This is a genomic window from Microbacterium timonense, assembly GCF_900292075.1.
GTDB lineage: Bacteria > Actinomycetota > Actinomycetes > Actinomycetales > Microbacteriaceae > Microbacterium > Microbacterium timonense.
Window position 1 is genome coordinate 245619 of sequence record NZ_OLMV01000004.1, and the last position, 21780, is coordinate 267398.

Consider the following 21780-nt stretch of genomic DNA (forward strand, 5'->3'; position numbering starts at 1 on the left):
GAACCGAGCAAAGATGCGGAAGGATGGAGTCTCACCTTCCATCGACTCGAGGTTCCTCCGTGCGCATTCGCCCCCTCGTTGCCCTGTCCATCGCCGCGCTGTCGGCTGTCGTCCTGGCCGGCTGCTCCGGATCGGGCGAGCCCGACGCCGACCCCACGCCGTCGGCGACGCCGTCCTCGGCATGCGTGCTGGACGCTCAGCCGGGTGCGGACTCCGACGCCATCCAGGTGACCGGCAGCGGCGCCGACCTCACCGCGACCGTGCCGACCTCGCTCGCGTACGAGGACATCCAGCGGACCATCGTCACGGAAGGCTCGGGAGACGATCTGGCCACCGGGGACCTCGTCAGCGGCTTCTACTCGATCTACGACGGCTCCACCGGCGAGCTGCTCCAGGACTCCTCGGAGACCTCGCCTGACGAATCCGGCGCCGTGCCGATCCTCCTCGACGAGCAGAATTACTCGCTGTTCGTCGCAGCCCTGGAGTGCGCACCGCTGGGCTCGACCGTGGCGATGACCATTCCGGGCAGCGCGTTCGGAGAGGGGGCGTCCCCGGTCGTCGTGGTCGCCCAGACCGCCGACCTCCTGCCGACGACGTCCGGCGGCGCCGACCAGAGCCCCGTCGACGGCATGCCGACCGTCGAGCTCGACGACGACGGCGCCCCGACGGTGACGATCCCCGACGCCGACCCGCCCACCGAGGTGCAGATCGCCGACCTGAAGACGGGGGACGGCCCCGTCGTGCAGTCCGGCGACACCGTCTTCGTGCAGTACACGGGTGTCAAGTGGTCTGACGGCAGCGTCTTCGACTCGAGCTGGGATCGCGGACAGCCCTCGGCGTTCTCGACGACCGGCGTGGTGGAGGGCTTCCAGCAGGCACTGGAAGGCCAGACGGTCGGCTCGCAGGTCCTGGTCGTGATCCCGCCGGCATTCGGCTACGGCGAGGGCGAGATCAACGACACGGACCTCAAGGGCGAGACGCTGGTCTTCGTCATCGACATCCTCGGCGTGCAGCGCGCCGCCGCCCAGCAATAGCCCCGGCGGCCGCATCCGGCCCGGCGCTAGGCTGGCCGGATGCGGCGCGTCCTCATCCTCGGCTCGACGGGTTCCATCGGCACGCAGGCGCTCGATGTGGTGCGTGCCAACCCGCGGCGGTTCGAGGTGGTGGGGCTCGCCGCCGGATCCGATCGGGCCGGCGTTCAGGCACAGGCGACCGAGTTCGGTGTCGAGCACGTCGCCCTCGGCGCGGTCGAAGCCGAGCAGCTGGTGCGCGACGTGGAGGCCGACGTGGTGCTCAACGGCATCACGGGCTCAGTGGGGCTCGGGCCGACGCTCGCCGCGCTGGAGACGGGCCGCACGCTCGCGCTGGCGAACAAGGAGTCGCTGATCGTCGGCGGCGACCTCGTCACGGCCGTCGCCCGTCCCGGACAGATCGTGCCGGTCGACTCCGAGCACTCCGCCATCGCGCAGGCCCTTCGCTCCGGTGAACGGGATGAGGTGCGCCGACTCGTCCTGACGGCATCCGGAGGACCCTTCCGCGGCCGCAGTCGTGAGTCGCTCGCCGAGGTCACCCCCGCGCAGGCGCTCGCGCACCCGACCTGGGACATGGGCCGCGTCGTCACCACGAACTCCGCGACGCTCGTGAACAAGGGACTGGAGGTGATCGAGGCCCACCTGCTGTTCGGCATCCCGTATGCCGACATCGACGTGGTGGTCCACCCGCAGTCCATCGTGCACTCCATGGTGGAGTTCGTCGACGGCTCGACCATCGCGCAGGCCTCGCCCCCCGACATGCGGCTCCCGATCTCACTGGGGCTGGACTGGCCGCATCGTGTGGCCGGAGTCGGGCGGCCGCTGGACTGGACGACCGCCGTCTCCTGGACCTTCGAGCCGCTCGACGAAGCCGCCTTCCCCGCGGTGAAGCTCGCCAAGCGCGTGGGACGCGCGGGCGGGACCTACCCGGCCGTCTTCAACGCCGCCAACGAGCAGGCCGTCGACGCGTTCCACGAGGGCAGGCTCGGATTCCTCGGGATCACCGACGTCGTGGAGCTCGTGGTCGACGCGCACGAGGCGCCGGACGCCCTCACCCGCGAGTCGCTCGCCGAGGCCGAGGAGTGGGCACGCCGCGCCGCCGACCAGGCGATCGCCGCGGCATCCTGACCCTTCCCCCCGTCGTCACGTCGCCACTCCCGCGATGATGACTTGGCCTATGTGTACGCGACACGCCGCGTGCCGCGTACATTTAGGCCAAGTCATCGTGGTGGACGAGGGCGAGAAGCGACGGGGACGGCGTCCGAAACGGCGTCGGCGACCGTCAGGCGTCGGGGAAGACCGGGCGCAGGGGATCGGATGCCGGGGTCTCGTGCTCCGGATACGGCACCGGCCAGTGCGGCTCGGGCACCGGCCACCCGGCGTCGCGCAGGGCGCGCCGGGCGAGCTCGCGGGCCGAGTAGGGGGTGCGGACTCCGCGGATGTCGCGGTAGTCCTGGTGGCCCGGGCCTGCCCACAGGATCGCGTCGCCGTCGCCGACCAGCGCGACCGCCTCGATGATCGCGCGCTCGGGCGGGGAGTACTCGTGGATCTCGGCATCGGGCCGTGCGCGCCGGGCGCCCTCGATGAGCGTCGCGCGGATCGAATCGGGATCCTCATGCCGCGGATGGTGGTCGGTGATGACCAGGATGTCGCTTCCTTCGACGGCGGTGCGTCCCATGTCGTGGCGCTTGGTGGCGTCGCGGTCGCCGTCGGCGCCGACCAGCATGACGACCTTGCCCGGGGTCACCCGTCGCACCGCGGCGAGCGTCTTCTCGAACGCGTCGGGGGAGTGCCCGAAGTCGACGTACACGGCCGGTCCGCTGTCGCCCGAGACGAGCTCGGTGCGGCCGGGGAGATAGGCGTCGATGCGGCCGCCGTCGAGCGCGTCGACGATGCGCTCCCACGCATAGCCGCCCTCGAGGATCATGACGATCGCCAGGCCCGCGTTGGCGGCCATGTGCCGGCCGATCACCGGAACCAGCGTCGTGAGCGCGCGGCCGTCACGGGCGGTCAGCCGGAACCGCGTGCCGACCTGCCGCTCATCGAGGATCTCCACCACCCAGTCAGCTGCGGCCGCCGCCTCGGGGTCCGAGGCCAGCGCCGGCGTCCCCACGGTCACGGTCGGCACCTCGCTGCGCGCCACGACCTCCGCGCCCGGCTCGGAGTCGATGCAGACGACCGCACGGCGCGCGCGGTCCGGTCGGAACAGCGGCAGCTTCGCCTCGAAGTACTCCCGCATGTCGGCGTAGTCGTCGAGGTGATCGTGCGTGAGATTGGTGAACCCGGCGACATCGAACACGATGCCGTCGACGCGGCGGCGGCTCAGCGCCTGTGCACTGACCTCGACCGCGACCGCTTCGACGCCGCGCTCGCGCATGAGGGCCAGGAGCGCGTGCATCTCGTACGCCTCGGGCGTCGTGAGTCGGGACACGATGACCTGACCGGCGATGTGCCGTTCGGCGGTCGAGGACAGCCCCGTGATCGCGCCGAGCTGGCCGAGGATGCCCTCGAGCAGATGGGAGACGCTCGTCTTGCCGTTGGTGCCCGTGGTGCCGAACAGTGTCGGCAGATCGTCGTCGCGGCCGGTGCTGTACACCCACGCCGACAGCTCGCCGAGAAGCGCCCGCGGATCCTCGACGAGGACGACAGGAAGCCCGCTGGTGGCAGCGAGGTCGGCGCCGGCGGCATCGGTCACCACGGCGACCGCACCCTTCTCGGCGGCGGTGGCGGCGAAATCCGCTCCGTGCCGATTTACGCCCTGGACCGCGACGAACACGTCGCCCGGACGCAGGTCGGCGGTGGCCAAGGTCAGTCCGGTGAGCGTGACACCCTCGACGTCTCCGCGCGTGTCGACGGCGAACCGCGCCACGAGGTCGGCGAGGGAGTGGATCGGCGGCGCGTCGGGGCGGAGGACCGGAGGCAGGTTCGAGGGCGCGTCGGTGGGCATGGCGCATCCATCCTCGCACGGCGTGGGCCGCCCCCGCCGCGCGGGCGAGGGCGGCCGGGCGCTCAACTCTTCGTGCGACGGCGCAGGAGCACCACCGCGAGCGCGGCGATGCCCGCCGCCAGACCACCGGCCGCGAGCCAGCGCGCGACCGGGTCGGCCGAGACGGATGCCGTCGCCTCGGCTTGTGCCTCGGCGTCGGTGTCACCGCTCGCGGTGCTGTTGCCTCCGTGTCCGCCGTGGTCCGCCTCGGGCGTCGAGGCGGAGGCGTCGCCGACCTCGACGATCGGCGCGGGGGCGTCGAGGTCTTCGGCGTCCTGACCATCCTCGGCCAGCTGTGTCCACGCCGTCTCGCCGGTCACGCAGGTCTGCGTGACCGGGAAGGCAAGCACCGTCCCGGCGGCGCTCTCGGTGAACAGCACGTCCATGGCGACGTTCGCCTTGAGCCCGCTCTCCACGGGCGTGTCGGCCGTGTAGACCACGCGGGTCGGCACACCATCCGCGCCGAGCTCGCGGGAGATCGTCCACCCGCCCTGCACGACGGGGGCGGCGTTGCCGACGCCCTCGGGGATGTCGATGGTCAGAGCAGTGGTGGGGGAGTCCTCGCAGCCGTGGGAGAACGAGAACGTGAGGGTCTCGGTGTCGCCGGCGGTCGCGGTGCCGGGATCGACGTGCACGTGCGCGGATGCCGCGAGCGGCGCTCCGAGGGCGAGAGCGAGTCCGGCGACCGCGCCGAGGGCGATGCGGCGGGTGCGAGGGGTGGGTGAGGTCGTCGTGATCATGGGTCTTCGTCTTTCGTCTGGATGGTGCGGCACCCGGGTGCACGGCATGGTGCGGGCGCACGCGAAGGAGAGCCGGCTCGCCAGGGGGGCGGCCGGCGGCGGCGCTCAGCGCGCCGCGGCGACGAAAGCGGGAGGACCCCGCCGCGACAGAGGTGCGAGGACGAAGGCTGCGCCGGGGTGCAGCAGCGCGCGCTCGGCAGCGACCAGGCGGGGGGAGGCGGGGCGAGGTGCGATCGCGACCGCCCGCGTGAAGAGGGTGCGGATGCCGGCGGCCAGCGCGCGCAGCATCCGTTCGCCGCCGTACAGCGCCGCGACCGTCAGGACGGCGGCCACCGCGTGCGCCGCAAGCATCGGCATGTCGGGAAGGGCGACGATGGCAGGCCCCGACAGGTGGGCTGCGTGGTGCCCGTGGGAGGCGTTCGGGTCGGCCCCAGCCGTCATGGCGAAGGAGGCGTGGAAGAGCCCCTGACCGCCCACCACGACGAGCGCGGCGCGCCAGACGGCGAGACGGCGACCGACGAGGACCATCGCCACGGGTGAGACCAGGATGCCGATGACGGCGACGAACACCGGCGAGGGTGCGCCGCCGCCGGCGAGCGTGTGAGCGGTCGCGGCGACGATCGTGGCCATCCACGCGGCGGCGGAGCCGCGCAGCGCGCGGACGTGGCGTGGACTCACGGCTCCTCCTCGCTCCGAGCCTACGGCAGACTCGCGCCCCGGCACGGACCGGGTCGCGTGGCCGTCACACCCAACTCAAAGCCTCGCGCGGGTACCGTGAGCGTGTGGAGATCCTCGCGTTCGTCATCGGCGTCGTGCTCATGGTCGTCGGCCTGGCCGTCTCGATCGCGCTGCACGAGCTGGGGCACCTGTGGCCGGCCAAGAAGTTCGGTGTGCGCGTCGGTCAGTACATGATCGGTTTCGGCCCGACGCTGTGGTCCCGCCGCTTCGGGGAGACCGAATACGGGTTCAAGGCGATCCCGCTCGGCGGCTACATCTCGATGGCGGGCATGTACCCGCCCTCTCCCGCCCTGCGAGAGGAGGAGCAGGACGCCGCGCACGCAGCGGTGGTGGTGCCCCGCGCTCAGGGCGCGGCCGGCGGCCGCGCCGGACGCGCGGGCGGCGGCTTCTTCGCGACCATGGTGCAGGACGCGCGCGACGCCAACGACCAGACCCTGCGCGGTGACGACGACACGCGTGTGTTCTACCGTCTGCCGGTCTGGAAGCGGGTCGTCGTGATGCTCGGCGGGCCGCTGATGAACCTGCTGCTGGCCATCGTGCTGTTCGCGATCCTGTTCACGGGCATCGGCGTGCAGACCGCCACCACCACGGTGGCCCGCCTGTCCGACTGCGTCCCCGCCGACAGCACGAGCCAGTGCAGCCCGGACGACCCCACCACGCCCGCCGAAGCGGCGGGCATCCAGCCCGGCGACACCATCGTGTCCATCGACGGTCAGGCGGTCGCGGACTTCGCCGAGGCATCCGCGATCATCCGCTCGTCCGCAGGCCAGCAGCTGACGTTCGTCATCGAACGTGACGGCGCCGAGCAGACGCTGCAGGTGACTCCGGCCACGATCTCGTCGGAGGTGACGGCCGCCGACGGGACGACGTCGACGGAGCAGGTGGGATTCGTCGGGATCGGGCCGACGACCGAGTTCGTGCGCCAGCCGATCTGGGCGGGGCCCGAGATGGCCATCCAGAACGTCGGCGCCGTCGCGGGGATCATCTGGCAGCTGCCGGCGAAGGTGTGGGACACCGGCGTCAGCCTCGTGACCGGAGGCGAACGCGATCCGAACGGTCCACTGAGCATCGTCGGGGCGGGGCGCCTGTCGGGCGAGGTGGCTGCCGCCGACTCGCCGATCATCAACCGCATCGCCGGTTTCCTGTCGCTCCTGGCGTCGCTGAACATCGCGCTGTTCGTCTTCAACCTCATTCCGCTGCTGCCGCTGGACGGCGGCCATATCGCCGTCGCGCTGTGGGAGGGCATCAAGCGCGCGTGGGCGAAGCTGTTCCGCCGGCCGCCCCCGCAGCCGGTGGACGCGACGAAGCTGGTCCCGGTGACGTTCGTCGTCGTGGTCGCCCTCATCGCGATGGGCGCGGTGCTCATCCTCGCCGACCTGGTCAACCCCATCTCGCTGTTCTGAGCCTGTCGCGAGGGGATCGGCGGTCTGCACGGCGGCGCGAGCCCCGCCGCGCGGCGCGGTTCGAGACGACCGCGCAACATCTGTCGGCTCAGGTTGTCGAAATCCGTCTTGCCCGTTCGCTGTGAGGGTGCAACGGTTCCACTGACGAAAGGACGACGACCGTGAAGTACGTGATCATGTTCACCTCCACCCCCGAACTCGACGCCGCGGTTCCCGAGGACCGGGCGCAGGAGGTCTACGGGCGGATCTGGGAGTGGTTCCAGACGAACTCCGCCCACATCGCCGACGGCGGGGCCGAGCTGCAGCCGGTCTCCACCGCGACGACCGTGAAGTACGGCCCGGACGGCCCCGTCGTGGCGGACGGGCCGTTCTCGGAAGCGAAGGAGGTCGTCGGAGGCTTCAGCGTCCTCGACGTCCCGCACCTGGATGCCGCGATCGAGCTGGTCAAGACCTGGCCGTCGATGCAGTTCCCGGGCGTGGCGATCGAGATCCGTCCGATGGTGACCGACTACAGCCAGTTCGAGCAGTGACCGAGTCGGATGCCGCGGCGCCGCAGGGTGCGGACGCGCGGGATGCGCCCGGCACGCACGCCGGCGCCGCGGCATCCGATCGGCTCCTCGCGGTGGTGGTGCGCGAGGAGTCCGCCCGCATCACGGCCGCTCTCACCGGGTCGTTCGGGAGTTTCGACCTTGCAGAGGAGTCCGTCGCGGAAGCGGTGGAAGAGGCCTTGCGGGAGTGGCGCCGGCGGGGCATCCCGCCCCGGCCGGGCGCATGGCTCATGCAGGCAGCGCGCCACAACGCCCTCGATCGCGTCCGGCGTGATCGCGTGCTGCGCGACAAGGTCGCGTTGCTGGTCCCGACCCCGACGGCTCCCGGAGCGCCGGCGGACGAGCGGCTCCCGCTGCTGTTCGGCTGCTGCCACCCTGCCCTGGCTCCCGATGCGCAGCTCGCCCTCACACTGCGAGCCGTCTGCGGCCTGACGACGGCCCAGATCGCGCGCGCCACGTTCTCGAGCGAAGCGACGACCGGTCAGCGGATCTCGCGCGCCAAGCGCAAGATCGCCGCGAGCGGGATCCCGCTGCGGGTGCCGGAAGGACCGGATGCCGCAGCCCGGCTGGATCTGGTGCTCACCGTCGTCTCGGTGATGTACAGCGAGGCGCACTTCCTCGCCGGCGCGGACGCCCGCGCCGACCGGGACCTCGCCGACGACGCGCTCTGGCTGGCGCAGGTCGTCGCGGACGCGCTGCCCCGCGCCGCGGAAGCCTGGGGTCTGCTGTCACTGCTGCGGTTCCATCGGGCGCGGGAGTCGGCCCGCTCCGCCGACGGCGAGCTGGTGCTCCTCGGCGACCAGGACCGCTCGCGCTGGGACCACGCGCTTCTGGCGTCGGGCCATGACGCGCTCGAGCGCGCCGCGCGGCTCCGCCGCCCCGGCCGCTGGCAGCTCCACGCGGCGATCGCGGCGTGTCACGCCGACGCGTCCGATGCCGCGGCGACGGACTGGCTGCAGGTGCTCACCCTCTACGACATGCTGCTGGCATACGACCGCTCGCCCGTGGTGAGGCTCAACAGGGCGGTCGCCCTCGCTCACGTCGAGGGTGCGGTGGCGGCGCTGGCCGAGGTGGAGGCTCTGGCTGATCCCCTGGCGCGCTCGCACTTGTGGCACGCCGTCCGAGCGTGGCTGCTGCGTGAGCTGGGACGCGACGACGAGGCGCTCGCCGCCGATCTCCGTGCGCTCGAGCTGACCGCGAACGAGGCCGAACGCCGTCTGCTGGCGGCGCGAGCTCGACGCTGAGGCCCCGACATCCTCCGCTGCGCGCGACGGGAGGGTGCGCTCAGGCGGTCACGGGCATCAGCGCCTGCTCGACCAGTCGCTGCAGCGTGGTCATCCCGTCCCGCGAGAGGATCGATTCCAGGTGGCCCTGCACGGACGCGAAGCCGGGCCCCCGAAGAGCGTAGACATCGCCCGAGGCGTCGGCGGCGACCTCCGCGACCCCGACGCGCGTGGTGCCGGCGGCGACGCGAGCGGTGAAGGTGTTGTAGAAGCCGATGGATGACGGCTCGCCGAAGAGGTCGACCGTCTTCTGCAGGCCCTGGTGAGGCGCGTCGAGCGGCGCGAGGGCGATGCCGAACGAGTCGGCCAGGATCTGGTGGCTCAGGCACACCGCCAGAAGCGGCCGACCTGCGGCACGGCGTCTCGCGACGACCTCCCGCATCCGCCGGATGCGTGCGTTCGAGACGTCGCGCGGGTCCCCGGGCCCAGGACCGGCGACCAGCAGCTCGGCCTCATCGACCTGAGCGTCCGTGACCGCACTCCACGGCGCGATCTCGACGGTGAGGCCGAGGTGGCGGAGCTGATGGGCCAGCATCGTCGTGAACCGGTCCTCCGCGTCCACGACGAGCGCGGTGCGGCCGGCGAAGGGGCCCGGGGCGCCCGCGCCCTGAGGGTTCAGCCAGAACTCCGCGAGCCGCGCATTGCGCGAAGCCAGCAGCTCGGCGATCTCCGGATCGTGGGCCAGCCGGCGGGGAGCCGGTGTCGGTGCGTCCTCGTCGACCACGTCCGTCTGGGCCTGCGCCGCTCGCGGCACCGCGCCGATCGCGCCCAGCACACCGGCCGCCTTGCCGTGCGTCTCGCCGACCTCGCCGTAGGGGTCGGAGTGGCGCACGAGCGTGGCGCCCACGGGCACGCGCAACCGACCGTCCTGCAGATACGCGGTGCGGATGAGGATCGGGGCGTCGAGGTCGTGGGTGGGTTCGGGGGTCTCTGCGGCTCCGTCTGCGCGTCCGGCCGCCGAGGGGGTCGCCGCCGCCGTGCTGCTTCGCGGTGTGAACAGCGCCGCCACGCCCGAGTAGTAGCCGCGTGGCGTCGTCTCATGGCGCGTGATCACGGTGCAGGCGTTCTGCATGGGAGATCCGGTGACGGTGGGAGCGAACATCGTCTCGCGCAGGATGTCGCGGGGGTCCAGTCTGCTGCGCCCGCGCAGCACGTACTCGGTGTGCGTGAGGCGAGACATCTCCTTGAGGTGCGGGCCCGTGATGCGACCGCCGTCCGAGCAGACCGCGCTCATCATCTTGAGCTCCTCGTCCACCACCATGAACAGCTCCTCGGTCTCCTTCGTCGACCGCAGGAACTCCGAGAGCGTGGCCGGGGTGGGCCCGCCCGCCGGATGCCGGAAGGTGCCCGAGATCGGATTCATGGTGACGACGCCGTCTTTGGCGCTGACGTGCGCCTCGGGGCTCGCGCCGACGGCGACGTGGTCGCCGGTGACGACGGCGAACGTCCAGTAGGCGCCCCGTTCGTGCTCCAGCAGCGCGCGGAACCAGGTGAGTGCGGCGGTCGTGGCATCCGTCGACACGCCGGCGGTGAAGTCGCGCCGGATGACGAAGTTGGCGCCCTCACCACGTCCGATCTCGTCCGCGATCACCCGGCGGACGATGTCGGCGTAGTCCTCGTCGGAGATGTCGAAGCCGGCATCCTCGAGGTCGATACGCTCGGCCGGCAGTGCCGCGAGCACCTCGCCGCGAGGGAGGGACGACCGCTCCCGCACGACGAGGCAGCGCAGCGGGGCGCCGTCGTCGTGGCATTCGAAGCGGCGCTCCCGCACCTGCCGGAACGGGACCAGTGCGAGCACTTCGCGCGGCGTGCCGTCGGCATCGCTGAGGGGGATGTCGGCGAGGAGGTCGACGTCCACCACATCACCGGTGAGCACTTCGACGGTCGCGCCGTCGCGCGCGATGAGGGCGAACGGGATGCCGCGGTCGGCGATCTCGCGAAGCGTGGAGTGGGCGAGCCCGGTCATGGCTGTGGTTCTTTCGTCGTGGGGTGGCTTCCCTTACGAAAAAGAAGACCGCCCCGGGGGCGGTCTGAGTCGCGCGAAACCCACCGCCTATGCGGTGAGCCACCAGTTCAGGCGTGCGGACATGCGCCGAACCTATCACACGGCCGCCGCCGGCCACCGCGTCGGCCCACGCGAGCGGCGTTTGGCTGGATACTGAGGCCGACCGCTTCTTTCCACTCTCGCCCCGGAGGCACCATGAGCGACGTCACGATCGTCGAGCGCCCGTCCCGCTCCACGCCGCCCGCGCGCCGGCGCAGCCGAGGGCCCTCGATCGCCGACCGGATCCGCGACCTGGGGGAGCAGCGCACCGGCGCTCTGCTGCTGGTCCTGGCCACGCTCGTCGCCATCATCTGGGCGAACCTGTCCGCGGCGTCCTATCACGACTTCTGGGAGACCGACCTCACGATCGGGTTCGGCGACATCGAGCTGCAGTTCACGCTGCACGCGCTCGTGAACGACGCGCTGATGGCGATCTTCTTCTTCACCGTGGGACTCGAGGTGCGCCGCGAGTTCGCGATCGGTGAGCTGACCAGTTGGTCGCGCGCCATGATCCCGGTGGTGGCGGCCGTCGCCGGCCTGCTGGTGCCCGCGGCGCTGTACCTCGCCGTCGCGGCGGGATCCGGCTTCGAGCATGCGTGGGGCGTGGTCATCTCGACCGACACCGCATTCCTGGTAGGGGCGCTGGCCCTGATCGGGCCGCGCGCGTCGGGACGTCTGCGGGTCTTCCTCCTGGCCCTCGCCGTCGTCGACGACATCGGTGCGCTCAGCATCATCGCGCTGTTCTACACCGAGAACTTCACGCCGCTGCCGCTGCTCATCGCGGCAGCGGGACTCGCCGGCATCTTCTTCACCCGGTACATCCGGCGCGGACGGGGCCCGATCTACGCCACCCTGTCGATCATCGTGTGGCTCGCCTTCCTCGCATCAGGCGTGCACCCGACGCTCGCGGGCGTCGCGATCGCCCTCCTCATCCCGGTCTACCGGCCCAATCGCCGCGACGTGGAGCAGGCGCTCGAGCTGGCGCGGGTGTTCCGCCAGTCGCCCAACACCGAGTATGCCCGGCAGGCCGCCAACAGCCTGCGGGAATCGATCTCGATCAACGAGCGCCTGCAGTCGGCGTACGCCCCGTACGTCGCGTATGTGATCCTCCCGCTCTTCGCCCTCGCCAACGCGGGCGTCGAGATCTCGGGTCCGATCCTGGCGGCGGCTGTGCGGTCGCCCGTCACGTGGGCGATCATCGTGGGCCTGGTCGTGGGCAAGTTCGTCGGTGTGTTCGGTGCCGCTGTCGTCATGAAGGTCTTCCGGCTCGGGGAGTTCGGGCTCGGGCTGACGCTGGACCGTGTCGCCGGCGGCGCGATGCTGTGCGGCATCGGGTTCACGATCTCGCTGTTCATCATCGACCTCGCGATCGACGATCCGGGCGTGCAGAACGAGGCACGTGTCGGTGTGCTGGCTGCGTCCCTGCTGGCGTTCGCCTTCGCAGCGGTGGTCTTCCGGATCTCCGACGCCCGACGGCCCGACGACGACGGCGGTCGCACGCTGGTGCGCCCGGTCGACCCGAAGCGCGACCACATCTACGGCGACGTGAACGCGCCGCTGACCATCGTCGAGTACGGCGACTTCCAGTGCCCGTTCTGCTCGAAGGCGTCCGGCTCCATCGAGGAGGTGCGCCGCGAGCTCGGCGACCGGCTGCGGTACGTGTGGCGTCACGCGCCGCTCGAGCGGCAGCATCCGAACGCGCTCGCCGCGGCCGAGGCGGCTGAAGCGGCCGCGCTGCAAGGCAAGCTGCCCGAGTTCTCCCGCAGTCTGTTCGCGGACCAGGAGCACCAGCTTCCGTCGGACATGATCCGGCGCGCCCGCGAGCTCGGCCTGGACGTCGATCGCTTCGAGGAGGACCTCAGCTCGCCGAAGGTCACGGGGCGCGTGAGCGACGACATGTTGGATGCCGAGGCGATGGACATCAGCTCGGTGCCGACCTTCTTCGTCAACGGCATCCGTCACGTCGGCCCGTACGACGCGCAGACCCTGATCCGCGCCCTCACCGCGTCGGCGCCGGACAGGGCGGCCGACGGGGCGTCCGCCGCCTCGACGGAGGGGTCGGCGGGAGGCGGCGCCGAGAAGTGATCGGCGCCGGCGAACCCGGCCTCAGCTCTGCCGGGCGCGCTCCAGCATCTGCGCGCCGTGGCGCCACCCGACGGTCTCGTATCCGACGACCACGACGGCCGGGGCGCACGCGATGAACAACAGCGCGACGCCCAGGGTCGCCCCCAGCGTGACCGCAACGACGCTGGCAGCGAGAGCGAGCACCGAGCCGAGGTAGAGCCAGACGTGGAACGGGTCGAACTGCATGACGGTCAGCGCGTAGATGCCGAAGAGGAACGTCTCGTAGACCAGGACGGGGATCGCGATGCTCAGCACCGCGAAGGTCGTGTCGACGTGAGCCTCATGCGCGATCACGTTCGCGGCGACGTGAAGGCCGGCCCCCACCGCGATCAGCGAGCCGAACACGAACAGGTGCAGATATCCCCACGGGAAGCCGCGCAGCCGGTGCCGCTCCAGCACGTCGCCGAAGGGGATCACGAAGTAGTTCCACCACATGCCGAAGGCGAGCGCCGTCCCACTGAAGGCGATGAGACCCGCCTCGAGCGACCACCCCAGCGTCTCATCCTGCACGACCGCCGAGATCGCGAGGATCGTCCCGAGGATCACCTCGCCCAGCGTGATGATGACCAGCAGCCCGTAGCGCTCCGCGATGTGGTGCGCATGCCACGGAGTCGGGCCGAACCGGGTCTCGGCGAAGAGCGGGCCGGCGAGCTCGAACAGCATGAGCAGCGTCGTGAAGACCAGCGTGATGCCGACCGGCATGTTGAGGAAGATGAGGGCGATCCAGCCGAGCTGCGCGATCGACACGTTGACGATGTACGCGATGCACGTCTTGCGCCGGGCCTGGTCGTGCACCGCGGCGCGGATCCACAGCGCGATCGTCGCGACGCGCATGACGACGTACCCGGCGACCATCACGGTGTTGTCCAGATACGCGCCATCCTCCATGGAGTGGAAGACGTCGGGCACACCGAGGGCCACGATGAGCACGCCCACCATCACGACCAGCGTCGAGACGCGGAAGTAGATGTCGTCGGTGTCGTAGGCGGAGGCGAGCCAGGAGTAATTGATCCACGCCCAGGTGACCGCGAAGGTCGAGAACGCGAAGCCGATGAGCGCCGTCGAGACGTTGCCCAGCTCGAGGTAGTGCGCCATCTGGCTGGAGATCTGGCTGAACGCGACGACGAAGGTGAGGTCGAACAGCAGCTCCAGCGGGGTCGCCGTCCGGTGCGCCTCGTGGGGGTCTCTGCCGGTCATGCGTCCGAGGTGATGGCTCAGGCTCATGGCGGGAAGATACACCGTGCGCGCGGCGTGCCCCGCGAGCCCGCCGCCTCCGAGCCGACGATCAGCCCGCGCGCGTAGGCTGGAGCCGTGCCAGCCGTGAACATCGGGATGCCCAAGGTCCCCGAAACGCTCGCCCCCCGCCGCAAGAGCCGCCAGATCAGGGTGGGCAAGGTGCTGGTCGGTGGTGACGCCCCCGTCAGCGTGCAGTCGATGACGACGACGCCCACCACCAACATCAACGCCACGCTGCAGCAGATCGCCGAGCTCACCGCCTCGGGCTGTGAGATCGTGCGCGTCGCCGTCCCGTCTCAGGACGACGCCGATGTGCTGCACATCATCGCCGCGAAGAGCCAGATCCCGGTGATCGCCGACATCCACTTCCAGCCGAAGTACGTCTTCCAGGCGATCGACGCCGGTTGCGCGGGCGTGCGGGTGAACCCGGGCAACATCCGTCAGTTCGACGACAAGGTCGGTGAGATCGCCCGTGCCGCCAAAGCGGCGGGGGTGTCGCTGCGCATCGGCGTGAACGCGGGGTCGCTCGACAAGCGACTGCTCGAGAAGTACGGCAAGGCCACGCCGGAGGCGCTCGTCGAGAGCGCCGTGTGGGAGGCCTCCCTCTTCGAGGAGCACGACTTCCACGACTTCAAGATCTCGGTCAAGCACAACGACCCGATCGTGATGGTCAAGGCCTATCGCCTGCTCGCCGAGCGGGGGGACTGGCCGTTGCACCTGGGAGTGACCGAGGCCGGGCCGGCATTCCAGGGCACCATCAAGTCGGCGACGGCATTCGGCATCCTGCTGGCCGAGGGCATCGGCGACACCATCCGCGTCTCGCTGTCGGCGCCGCCGGCTGAAGAGGTCAAGGTGGGCCACCAGATCCTGCAGTCGCTGAATCTGCGGGAGCGCAAGCTCGAGATCGTCTCGTGCCCCTCGTGCGGGCGCGCCCAGGTGGACGTGTACTCGCTGGCCGACTCGGTGACCGAGGGGCTGAAGGACATGACCGTGCCGCTGCGCGTCGCGGTCATGGGCTGCGTCGTCAACGGCCCCGGTGAGGCTCGCGAGGCCGACCTCGGTGTGGCGTCCGGCAACGGCAAGGGGCAGATCTTCGTGAAGGGGCAGGTCATCAAGACCGTGCCCGAGGCCGAGATCGTCGACACGCTCATCGAGGAGGCGAACCGCATCGCCGATGAGATGGGTCCGAACGCTCCGGTCGGCACGGCCCAGGTCGTCACCTCCTGATGGGACTCGGGCGGCTGTCGGCCGCTCAGCGTGCGCTTCTGGACGCTTGGCTGCCGGGTTTCCGCGCCGTCGAGGACCTGAGCTGGGATCAGGCTGACACCGTGGTGCTCCGGGTGTCCGCCGGTGACCAGCAGCTCGTCGTCAAGGCCGGCGGCGAGCGCAACCATCACCTGCGCCGCGAGATCGACGCGCACGCCGGCGGGTGGACGGACGTATGGGTTCGCACCGGACGCGCAGCGAGGCTTCGCTGGTTCGATCGGTCCGCGCGCATTCTCGTCGCCGACTTCCTCACCGGCGGGCTCGCGTACCGGACCGCGGCGGCCACCGACCCGGCGGTCCACCGCCAGGCCGGCGCGCTGCTGCGAGAGTTCCACGCGCAAGCGAGCCGCCCGTCCGAGGGGACGGATGCCGCGGCCACTCGTCGCGCGCTGCATCAGCTCGACACCTCCGACGCGATCGCGCCCCCGGTCGCGGAACGTCTGCGGGCAGCACTGGCCGCACTGCCGCCCGTCGAGGCGGACCTCGTTCCGACCCACGGCGACTGGCAGCCCCGGAACTGGCTGGTGGCAGGCGGCCTGGTGCGTGTGATCGACTTCGGGCGATTCGCCTTCCGGCCCGCGGCGACCGACTTCGCGCGCCTGGCGGTCCAGGAGTGGCGTGAGAACCCCGCGTGCGAGGCCGCCTTCTTCGAGGGGTACGGATCCGACCCGCGCGAGGGGGAGCACTGGCTGCTCATGCGCCTGCGCGAGGCGATCGGCACCGCGTGCTGGGCTCGCGAGGTGGGGGACGCGGCGTTCGAGGCGCAAGGGCATCGGATGATCACTGACGCGCTCGCCGAGTTCGAGGGCTGACCCGGAGAGGGCGCGGAGTCCGTCGGCATGGCATCACGAACTCGACTCTCGGTATGGCGCAGCTCGTCACTCCCCAGCCGGGCAGCGGGCGATCGCGCCCGTGATGATCGTGCGAGGCGTCTCGAGACGTCGGGTCACGACGGCGCGGTCAGCTGCCCTTCCGCTCCCGCGCGCGACCGCGCCGCAGGCGACTCGTCCAGGGTCCGGATCAGCCGCGCCGGCACACCGCCGTACACCGCCCCGCCGGCGAGATCGCGGGTGACCACCGCGCCTGCGGCGACGATGACGTCGTCGCCGATCGTGACGCCGGGCAGCACCGTGACATGCGCCCCGAGCCAGCACCGGTCGCCGATCGTGACGGGTGCGCTCACGCGAGTGTGATCGATTCCCGCCGGGCCGACACCGTGCGAGCTCGTGATGATCGTCGTGAACATCGCGATGTGGCTGTCCTCGCCGATCCGGATGGGCGCCACCGCCTCGAAGTAGCACCACACGTTCACCGACGTACGTGCGCCGATGTGGATGTCGCGGCTCCCCGTGAAGGTGCATCGCGACTGCACCTTCGGAGTGCGGACATCGAAACCGCGCAGACGCAGGATGGCGTAGCGCACCGCTCGCGGGCACAGCGGCGATCCCGCGATGCTGTTCGTGATGAACGACCGGAATCCCCACGACAGGTCCTGCACGATGCTGCGCACCAGCGGACGGATGCCGACGGCCTCGGCCATGCTGTTCACCGGTCGCCTCCTGTCGGGTCGATCGTCGCGCCGGTGTCGTCGAGCTGATCCGCGGGGGTGTACGAGATCCAGTCGATGAGCATCCGGTTGGTCTCCGGCGTCGTCGCATCGGGGTCCCCGGGCCAGTTCCCGCCCACCGCGAGGCTGAACAGCGCATGCGTCGGGTCGTCGAACACCCAGCGGCCGGGGATCGGCACATCCCACTCCTCGACGTCCATCACGACCTGACCGTCGATCGCGAGGATCACCCGCCCCGGCTGCTTCTCGACGGTGTAGACGTGGAAGTCGTCGGCGAGGCGCACCGGCATGTCCACGCCCTCATTGAGCGCCCACTTGTTCGTCAGGCCGGTGGGGCCGTGCAGGTGGTGGATGCTCCGGCTGGTGTCGTTCGGCGTCTCGATGACGTCGATCTCGCCGGCGGCGGGCCAGCCCACGCGATCGATCGAATCGCCCAGCAGCCAGAAGGCCGGCAGCAGCCCCTGTCCCTCCGGGAGCTTGATCCGGGCCGAGAGCCGCCCGAAGGTGAACGACCACTTGCCCTGGCTGGTGATGCGGCCCGAGGTCGGCGTGCCTTCGGCGGGCACATGGGCGGTGATGGCGAGATGCCCGTCGCCGTCCAGGGCGACTGCGTCCTCGGTGTACTCCTGCAGCTCGTTGTTGCCCCAGCCCCCGCCGCCCGTCTGGATCGTCCACACGTTCGGGTCGGGCTTGGCGCCCGCCGGACCGTCGAAATCGTCGTAGAGCGGTGCGCTGTCGCTGTAGCGCGGGCCGAGGAACGACAGGAACGAGAACCCGGTGAACCACCACAGGCCTGCGAGCACCAGGAGCCCGACGAGGAGGACCGCGGGGATCACGAACACCGCGCGGCGGCGCCGAGCGCGCGCCGCGGCCTGCGTGGCCGCGACGCCGCCCGCCTCGGGCGGGTCCTCCACGGTGCTCTCGTCACGCGGGGTCGAAGTCACAGTCACGGCAGCAGTCCTTCCGGGTCGCGGCAGAGGAGCTCGGTCGCGGCGGCGATCGTGTCGCGGTCGTACATGGAGCCGTCGAAGCTCATCGACACGTTGAGGCGCCGGCGGAGCACCGCGGTGAGAGCGGTGATCCCGTTGGGTGAAGAGGGGTCCACAGACACCCGCACGACGCCGCCCTCCGACGCCCACGGGAGCGGCTCGAGGGCGCGGAGGAATCCCATGTCGCTGACCGTGGGCCTCACCGCGGCAGGTATCGTCGTCGGGGCCTCGCGCCGCCAGCGGCTGGTCAGGATCCCGGCCGCGAGGGCGGCCAGCGGGCGGCCGACGTGCAGGTCCCGGTGGAAGCGGGCGCCGGCCGCGTCGATGCCGGCCGATACCGAGACGGGATGCCCCACGACGAAGTTCCCGAGCGTCGAACGCCCGGACGGCAGGTAGCGGCGCAGATCGACGAGAACGGCGCCCTCGTTCATGACGGGCAGGCCCACTCGGCGCAGCGCGATGTGCAGGGCGAACATGGTCGCCACCGACAGGGGCACCCTGCCCCGGCTCCAGGCGGCCAGTGCGCGGTACGTGTCGTGGTCCATCCGGCGCGAGATGAGCTCGAGGGACCCGCGGGGGGCCGGCACCGTGGGGCCGGCGTGAGGCGTGCGGCGGTCGGTGAGGCGGTCGTGCACGACGTCGGCCACGCGCCGAGGGTGACGCAGGAACGTCGCGGCGGCGGCTGCGGGCAGCGGATCGTCGTCGTCGGCGTGGGCGAAGACGACCGGGGGCTTTCCGCCCGAGAGCGCGCCGGCGGTCAGCATGACTCCGAGGAACCCGTCGCCCAGGCGATGGTCGATGCACAGGGACGCGCGGTCCTCACCGAGGAAGACCGTGACCGGCAGATCGGGATCCACGGCCTCGCGGAGCCGGGGGAGACCCTCATCGCCGCTGAGCTCCGGGGGCAGCGACCGCACCATGCGTTCGGCCTGCGCGTCGAGCGTGGCGGGGTCGTACGTCCATCGGCCCCCGCCGAACGTGCGGCCGGCCCGTGCATCCGCGCCGAAGCCGATGAGGGCGCGCACGGCCTCCACGACCGACGTGCGGTCGGGCACGCGCAGCGGCGCCAGCTCCACGCTGATGCGCACGCCGGCGGAGAGCAGATCGCGGCTGCGGATGCGACCGGACGACGCAGCGACGGATGCAGAGTCCCGCGGTCGGGCGCCGGAGCGCTCCCCGGGCGGACCTGCCGCGGGATGCTCGTGACGCGCGAGGACCATGACTAGACCTTCGCCTCGGCGGCCGGCAGGTCGGGTGCGAACTCGAGCGGGAGCGCAAGGTCGTCGAGCCACGTCCGGGCGTAGCTCGTGAGCTTGCCGTTGGCATTGTCGATCGCGATGACGCGGCGTCCGATCTGAAGGGCGACCAGCATGGCGTGCAGTCGATCCGTGATCACCGTCTCGCCGGGTGCGAGCAGCGCGATGCCCGTCGCCAGACGCGTGGCGGCATCCGCGAACCAGCGGTGCGTCGAGCGGTTCATCGTCCGCGTCACCGCGCCCTCGACCAGGGTGCGCCGCAGGCGCTGCGCAAGCCGGTCGGCGAACGTCATCGCGGGCCAGTCCACGGCGGTGCGGCTTGTGCCGGGGGCGAGCGCGCTCTCATCGTCGCGGCGCAGCAGTCGCACCACGTCCCGTGTCGGCGGGGCGGCGTCCAGCCGGCCGAGCATGTGCACGCTGTCCGGGGCGAGGTGCACGTCGTCGACCACATCCTCGACCGCCGCGAGCGAAGCGGTGTCGCGGACGGCGAGGCGAAGTCCCGGCCGCGGCGCCATGCGGCGCGCGAACTCATCCCGATCCGCGTCGGTCGCGAAGTGCACGGACTGCGGCTCCTGGATGAGCACCGTCTCAGGCCGCAGTCGCTCCGCCAGGCGATAGCGGTGCTCGCTGTGCTGCGGGTACAGCCCGCCGAAGTTGCCGCCGCCCTGGATCGCGACGGGTGTGCGCGATCGGTAGACGCGCGGAGCGATCGTCCGCCACGAGTACGTCGCTTCGACCTCGATGCCGGCCCGCCGCCAGAACTCCGCCTGCCCGAGTGCGATGACGGAGTCGCCGATGTTCTCGTAGTCGGGGAAGTCCGTGAGCACGAGCGTGTCGATGCCATGGTGCAGCCTGGTCAGCGCGTCGGAGGACCGCCGCCGCAGCTCCTCGATCGGATCGGCCGCGGCGTTTCGCGCAGCTCCGCTCGTGTTCTCGACGGGCAGCGTCATGAGGCATCCTCCCCCTGGGTGGTCTGCGTCGTCCGTACGCGGGTCCGCCCGGCACGGGAAGGGCCGGGCAGCGCCGCCCACACACGCGCCAGTTGCCCGCGCGAGGTCGCGTCGAGCCCGAGAAACAGGTACACGAGCACCGCGGCGACGATCCAGACGCTGGAGAACACGACGACCAGCGGCAGCGGCGGCTCGAGCATGCTCGCGGCGTACAGCAGCGCCGCGAGGGGTGCGACGGTGCCGAACGGGATCAGCAGGCAGCGCACGGCGAACGTCCCCGCGGTCAGGCTCAGCCGCCGCAGCGCGATGACGATGTAGATCGGCTCGAGGACCACGATGGGCGCCGCCAGCCCGAGGGCGATGCCGCCGACCCCGAGCGCGCTGCCGAGCACCACCGCCAGGGCGGTCCCGGAGACGGCCCAGATCGCGTGCAGCACGGCATAGCCTCGCACCGATCCCTGCGCCGTCAGGATGGGGATCGCGAGCAGGTGGTTGTTGTTGGCGAACATCGAGAGCACCAGGATCTGAGCGACCACCGCGGCGTCGGCTCCTGCCGCGCCCAGCCAGAGGTCCATCACCTCGGGCATGAACACCAGCACCGGCACGAGCACGACCGTCATGAGCATGTTCGCCAGACTCGTGCCGCGCAGGTACAGCTCGCCCAGCGACTCGCCCGCCTCGCCGCCCTCCCGCATGGACGCGGTGGGAAGGATCGCGGTGGCGAGCGAGCCGGTGACCTCCTTGACGAGAAGGTAGATGCGCTGCCCGGCGGCGTAGACCGCCGTGAACGGGAGGGGAAGCAGGAGCGCGGTCAGGATGCCGCCCACCTGCATGATGACGACACCGGCGATCCCGATCACCATCAGCTGCGCGCTCACGCGGAAGAGCTCGCGGAACACCGACCACCGGAAGTCGCGGAAGCGTGCCGTGATCTCGGGCGCACGGCGGCGGCGGAGCACATACGTCGCGACGCCGAACAGCAGGATGCCGGTCACGTCCACGACGGCGACCGCGACGATCCCCACACCGAGCGCGCAGACGAGCAGGGTGAAGGCGACGCGGAACAGGGCGAGGCCGATGAGGAGGTAGTTGACCTCGTGCAGGCGGCCCACGCCCGCGAGGATCTGCCGGTTCGAGGAGAACACCAGCAGCACGAAGACGTTCGCGACGCCGAGGATCGCCAGCGCCCAGGCTGTGCCCGGCGCCTGGTCGCCGAGCGCGACGTTCGGCAGTGTGACGGCGAACGCCGCTGCCGTCCCCGACGCCAGGACCGCTGCGGCCACGAGGAAGAACACCGTGCTCGCAGAGGCGACGGCACGCATCCGCGGGATGTCGCGAGAGGGCGCGGCGACGCCGATGAAGCGGGTCGTCGCACCGCCGATGCCGAGGTCCTGCTGGAAGAGCGAACCGAGGGCCACCGTCAGCACGTACAGGCCATAGGCCTCGGCCCCGAAGGCGGTGAGCACGACCGGAAGCAGCGCGACATACGCGATCAGCGACGCGAATCGCGCCACGTACGTCGTGACGACGGCGCCGGCCATGCCGCCGGCGGCCGGTGTGGCGGTCGCGTCGCGGCGGCCACGCGCGGTGCGCGACGCGAGGGCGGAGGGCGGAGTCAT

18 protein-coding genes are annotated in these 21780 nt (G+C 71.2%); 8 read left to right on the forward strand and 10 right to left on the reverse strand.

All coding sequences use genetic code 11. From position 1 onward, the window contains the following. Positions 1 to 59 precede the first annotated feature (59 nt). Positions 60 to 1034 carry an FKBP-type peptidyl-prolyl cis-trans isomerase gene (locus tag C9992_RS13440; protein ID WP_106816123.1) on the forward strand — a complete coding sequence of 325 codons (975 nt, stop codon included), beginning with the start codon at positions 60 to 62 and terminating at the stop codon, positions 1032 to 1034. 39 nt (positions 1035 to 1073) lie between these two features. Continuing rightward, positions 1074 to 2159 (forward strand): 1-deoxy-D-xylulose-5-phosphate reductoisomerase, encoded by a 1086-nt coding sequence (dxr, locus tag C9992_RS13445; protein WP_106816124.1) that lies wholly within the window; start codon positions 1074 to 1076, stop codon positions 2157 to 2159. 154 nt (positions 2160 to 2313) lie between these two features. Here dxr and C9992_RS13450 read toward each other — a convergent pair whose 3' ends face one another. The 3 genes from C9992_RS13450 to C9992_RS13460 all read right to left on the reverse strand — a co-directional run bounded on the left by C9992_RS13450 (position 2314) and on the right by C9992_RS13460 (position 5435). Further along, positions 2314 to 3978: a Mur ligase family protein gene (locus C9992_RS13450; protein WP_106816125.1), complete on the reverse strand. Its 1665-nt coding sequence runs from the start codon at positions 3976 to 3978 to the stop codon at positions 2314 to 2316. A 62-nt stretch (positions 3979 to 4040) separates the two neighbouring features. Then, on the reverse strand, positions 4041 to 4757 hold the full coding sequence (locus C9992_RS13455; RefSeq protein WP_106816126.1) for a DUF1775 domain-containing protein: 717 nt from the start codon (positions 4755 to 4757) through the stop codon (positions 4041 to 4043). Between the two features lie 105 nt (positions 4758 to 4862). Next, the gene (locus tag C9992_RS13460) at positions 4863 to 5435 is read right to left on the reverse strand and encodes a hypothetical protein (RefSeq protein ID WP_106816127.1); all 573 of its coding nucleotides are present in this window, start codon (positions 5433 to 5435) and stop codon (positions 4863 to 4865) included. A 104-nt stretch (positions 5436 to 5539) separates the two neighbouring features. On the opposite strand from C9992_RS13460, the gene C9992_RS13465 reads away from it, so the two are divergent. The 3 genes from C9992_RS13465 (at position 5540) to C9992_RS13475 (ending at position 8690) form a co-directional block, all read left to right on the forward strand. Beyond that, positions 5540 to 6898, forward strand: a complete 1359-nt coding sequence (locus C9992_RS13465) for a M50 family metallopeptidase (RefSeq protein WP_106816128.1) — start codon at positions 5540 to 5542, stop codon at positions 6896 to 6898. Positions 6899 to 7059: 161 nt separating this feature from the next. Next, positions 7060 to 7428 (forward strand): YciI family protein, encoded by a 369-nt coding sequence (locus tag C9992_RS13470; RefSeq protein ID WP_106816129.1) that lies wholly within the window; start codon positions 7060 to 7062, stop codon positions 7426 to 7428. Then, entirely contained in the window at positions 7425 to 8690 is a 1266-nt protein-coding gene (locus tag C9992_RS13475; RefSeq protein ID WP_106816130.1) for an RNA polymerase sigma factor, read from the forward strand. The genes C9992_RS13470 and C9992_RS13475 overlap by 4 nt, the downstream gene beginning before the upstream one ends. A gap of 40 nt (positions 8691 to 8730) precedes the next feature. On the opposite strand, the gene C9992_RS13480 is transcribed toward C9992_RS13475, so the two are convergent. Then, positions 8731 to 10695, reverse strand: coding sequence for an anthranilate synthase family protein (locus tag C9992_RS13480; protein WP_106816132.1), 1965 nt, complete (start codon positions 10693 to 10695; stop codon positions 8731 to 8733). 234 nt (positions 10696 to 10929) lie between these two features. Here C9992_RS13480 and nhaA point away from each other — a divergent pair, with 234 nt between their 5' ends. Then, the gene (nhaA, locus tag C9992_RS13485; RefSeq protein WP_106816133.1) at positions 10930 to 12858 is read left to right on the forward strand and encodes a Na+/H+ antiporter NhaA; all 1929 of its coding nucleotides are present in this window, start codon (positions 10930 to 10932) and stop codon (positions 12856 to 12858) included. Between the two features lie 21 nt (positions 12859 to 12879). Here nhaA and C9992_RS13490 read toward each other — a convergent pair whose 3' ends face one another. Further along, on the reverse strand, positions 12880 to 14121 hold the full coding sequence (locus tag C9992_RS13490) for a low temperature requirement protein A (protein ID WP_106816240.1): 1242 nt from the start codon (positions 14119 to 14121) through the stop codon (positions 12880 to 12882). A gap of 108 nt (positions 14122 to 14229) precedes the next feature. On the opposite strand from C9992_RS13490, the gene ispG reads away from it, so the two are divergent. Continuing rightward, positions 14230 to 15360 (forward strand): flavodoxin-dependent (E)-4-hydroxy-3-methylbut-2-enyl-diphosphate synthase, encoded by a 1131-nt coding sequence (gene ispG / locus C9992_RS13495; RefSeq protein WP_106816241.1) that lies wholly within the window; start codon positions 14230 to 14232, stop codon positions 15358 to 15360. After that, on the forward strand, positions 15360 to 16211 hold the full coding sequence (locus tag C9992_RS13500; protein ID WP_106816134.1) for a phosphotransferase: 852 nt from the start codon (positions 15360 to 15362) through the stop codon (positions 16209 to 16211). The genes ispG and C9992_RS13500 overlap by 1 nt, the downstream gene beginning before the upstream one ends. A 134-nt stretch (positions 16212 to 16345) precedes the next feature. Here C9992_RS13500 and C9992_RS13505 read toward each other — a convergent pair whose 3' ends face one another. The 5 genes from C9992_RS13505 to C9992_RS13525 are packed head-to-tail and all read right to left on the reverse strand — an operon-like array spanning position 16346 to position 21780. After that, positions 16346 to 16939 carry an acyltransferase gene (locus tag C9992_RS13505; protein WP_200826342.1) on the reverse strand — a complete coding sequence of 198 codons (594 nt, stop codon included), beginning with the start codon at positions 16937 to 16939 and terminating at the stop codon, positions 16346 to 16348. 5 nt (positions 16940 to 16944) lie between these two features. After that, the gene (locus tag C9992_RS18100) at positions 16945 to 17916 is read right to left on the reverse strand and encodes a glycoside hydrolase family 16 protein (RefSeq protein ID WP_160150889.1); all 972 of its coding nucleotides are present in this window, start codon (positions 17914 to 17916) and stop codon (positions 16945 to 16947) included. After that, on the reverse strand, positions 17913 to 19175 hold the full coding sequence (locus tag C9992_RS18105) for a hypothetical protein (protein WP_160150890.1): 1263 nt from the start codon (positions 19173 to 19175) through the stop codon (positions 17913 to 17915). Before C9992_RS18105 ends, C9992_RS18100 begins: the two co-directional genes overlap by 4 nt. Before the next feature lie 2 nt (positions 19176 to 19177). Beyond that, positions 19178 to 20161, reverse strand: a complete 984-nt coding sequence (locus tag C9992_RS13520; RefSeq protein WP_106816139.1) for a polysaccharide pyruvyl transferase family protein — start codon at positions 20159 to 20161, stop codon at positions 19178 to 19180. Then, on the reverse strand, positions 20158 to 21780 hold the full coding sequence (locus tag C9992_RS13525) for an MATE family efflux transporter (RefSeq protein WP_106816140.1): 1623 nt from the start codon (positions 21778 to 21780) through the stop codon (positions 20158 to 20160). Before C9992_RS13525 ends, C9992_RS13520 begins: the two co-directional genes overlap by 4 nt.

What these genes read in the sequence shown, in the direction of transcription:
- dxr (WP_106816124.1), top strand. Translation starts at nt 1,074, where the DNA reads ATGCGGCGCGTCCTCATCCTCGGCTCGACGGGTTCCATCGGCACGCAG.
- C9992_RS13450 (WP_106816125.1), bottom strand. Translation starts at nt 3,978, where the DNA reads ATGCCCACCGACGCGCCCTCGAACCTGCCTCCGGTCCTCCGCCCCGAC.
- C9992_RS13455 (WP_106816126.1), bottom strand. Translation starts at nt 4,757, where the DNA reads ATGATCACGACGACCTCACCCACCCCTCGCACCCGCCGCATCGCCCTC.
- C9992_RS13480 (WP_106816132.1), bottom strand. Translation starts at nt 10,695, where the DNA reads ATGACCGGGCTCGCCCACTCCACGCTTCGCGAGATCGCCGACCGCGGC.
- nhaA (WP_106816133.1), top strand. Translation starts at nt 10,930, where the DNA reads ATGAGCGACGTCACGATCGTCGAGCGCCCGTCCCGCTCCACGCCGCCC.
- C9992_RS13490 (WP_106816240.1), bottom strand. Translation starts at nt 14,121, where the DNA reads ATGAGCCTGAGCCATCACCTCGGACGCATGACCGGCAGAGACCCCCAC.
- ispG (WP_106816241.1), top strand. Translation starts at nt 14,230, where the DNA reads ATGCCCAAGGTCCCCGAAACGCTCGCCCCCCGCCGCAAGAGCCGCCAG.
- C9992_RS13500 (WP_106816134.1), top strand. Translation starts at nt 15,360, where the DNA reads ATGGGACTCGGGCGGCTGTCGGCCGCTCAGCGTGCGCTTCTGGACGCT.
- C9992_RS13505 (WP_200826342.1), bottom strand. Translation starts at nt 16,939, where the DNA reads ATGGCCGAGGCCGTCGGCATCCGTCCGCTGGTGCGCAGCATCGTGCAG.
- C9992_RS18105 (WP_160150890.1), bottom strand. Translation starts at nt 19,175, where the DNA reads ATGGTCCTCGCGCGTCACGAGCATCCCGCGGCAGGTCCGCCCGGGGAG.
- C9992_RS13520 (WP_106816139.1), bottom strand. Translation starts at nt 20,161, where the DNA reads ATGACGCTGCCCGTCGAGAACACGAGCGGAGCTGCGCGAAACGCCGCG.
- C9992_RS13525 (WP_106816140.1), bottom strand. Translation starts at nt 21,780, where the DNA reads ATGACTCCGCCCTCCGCCCTCGCGTCGCGCACCGCGCGTGGCCGCCGC.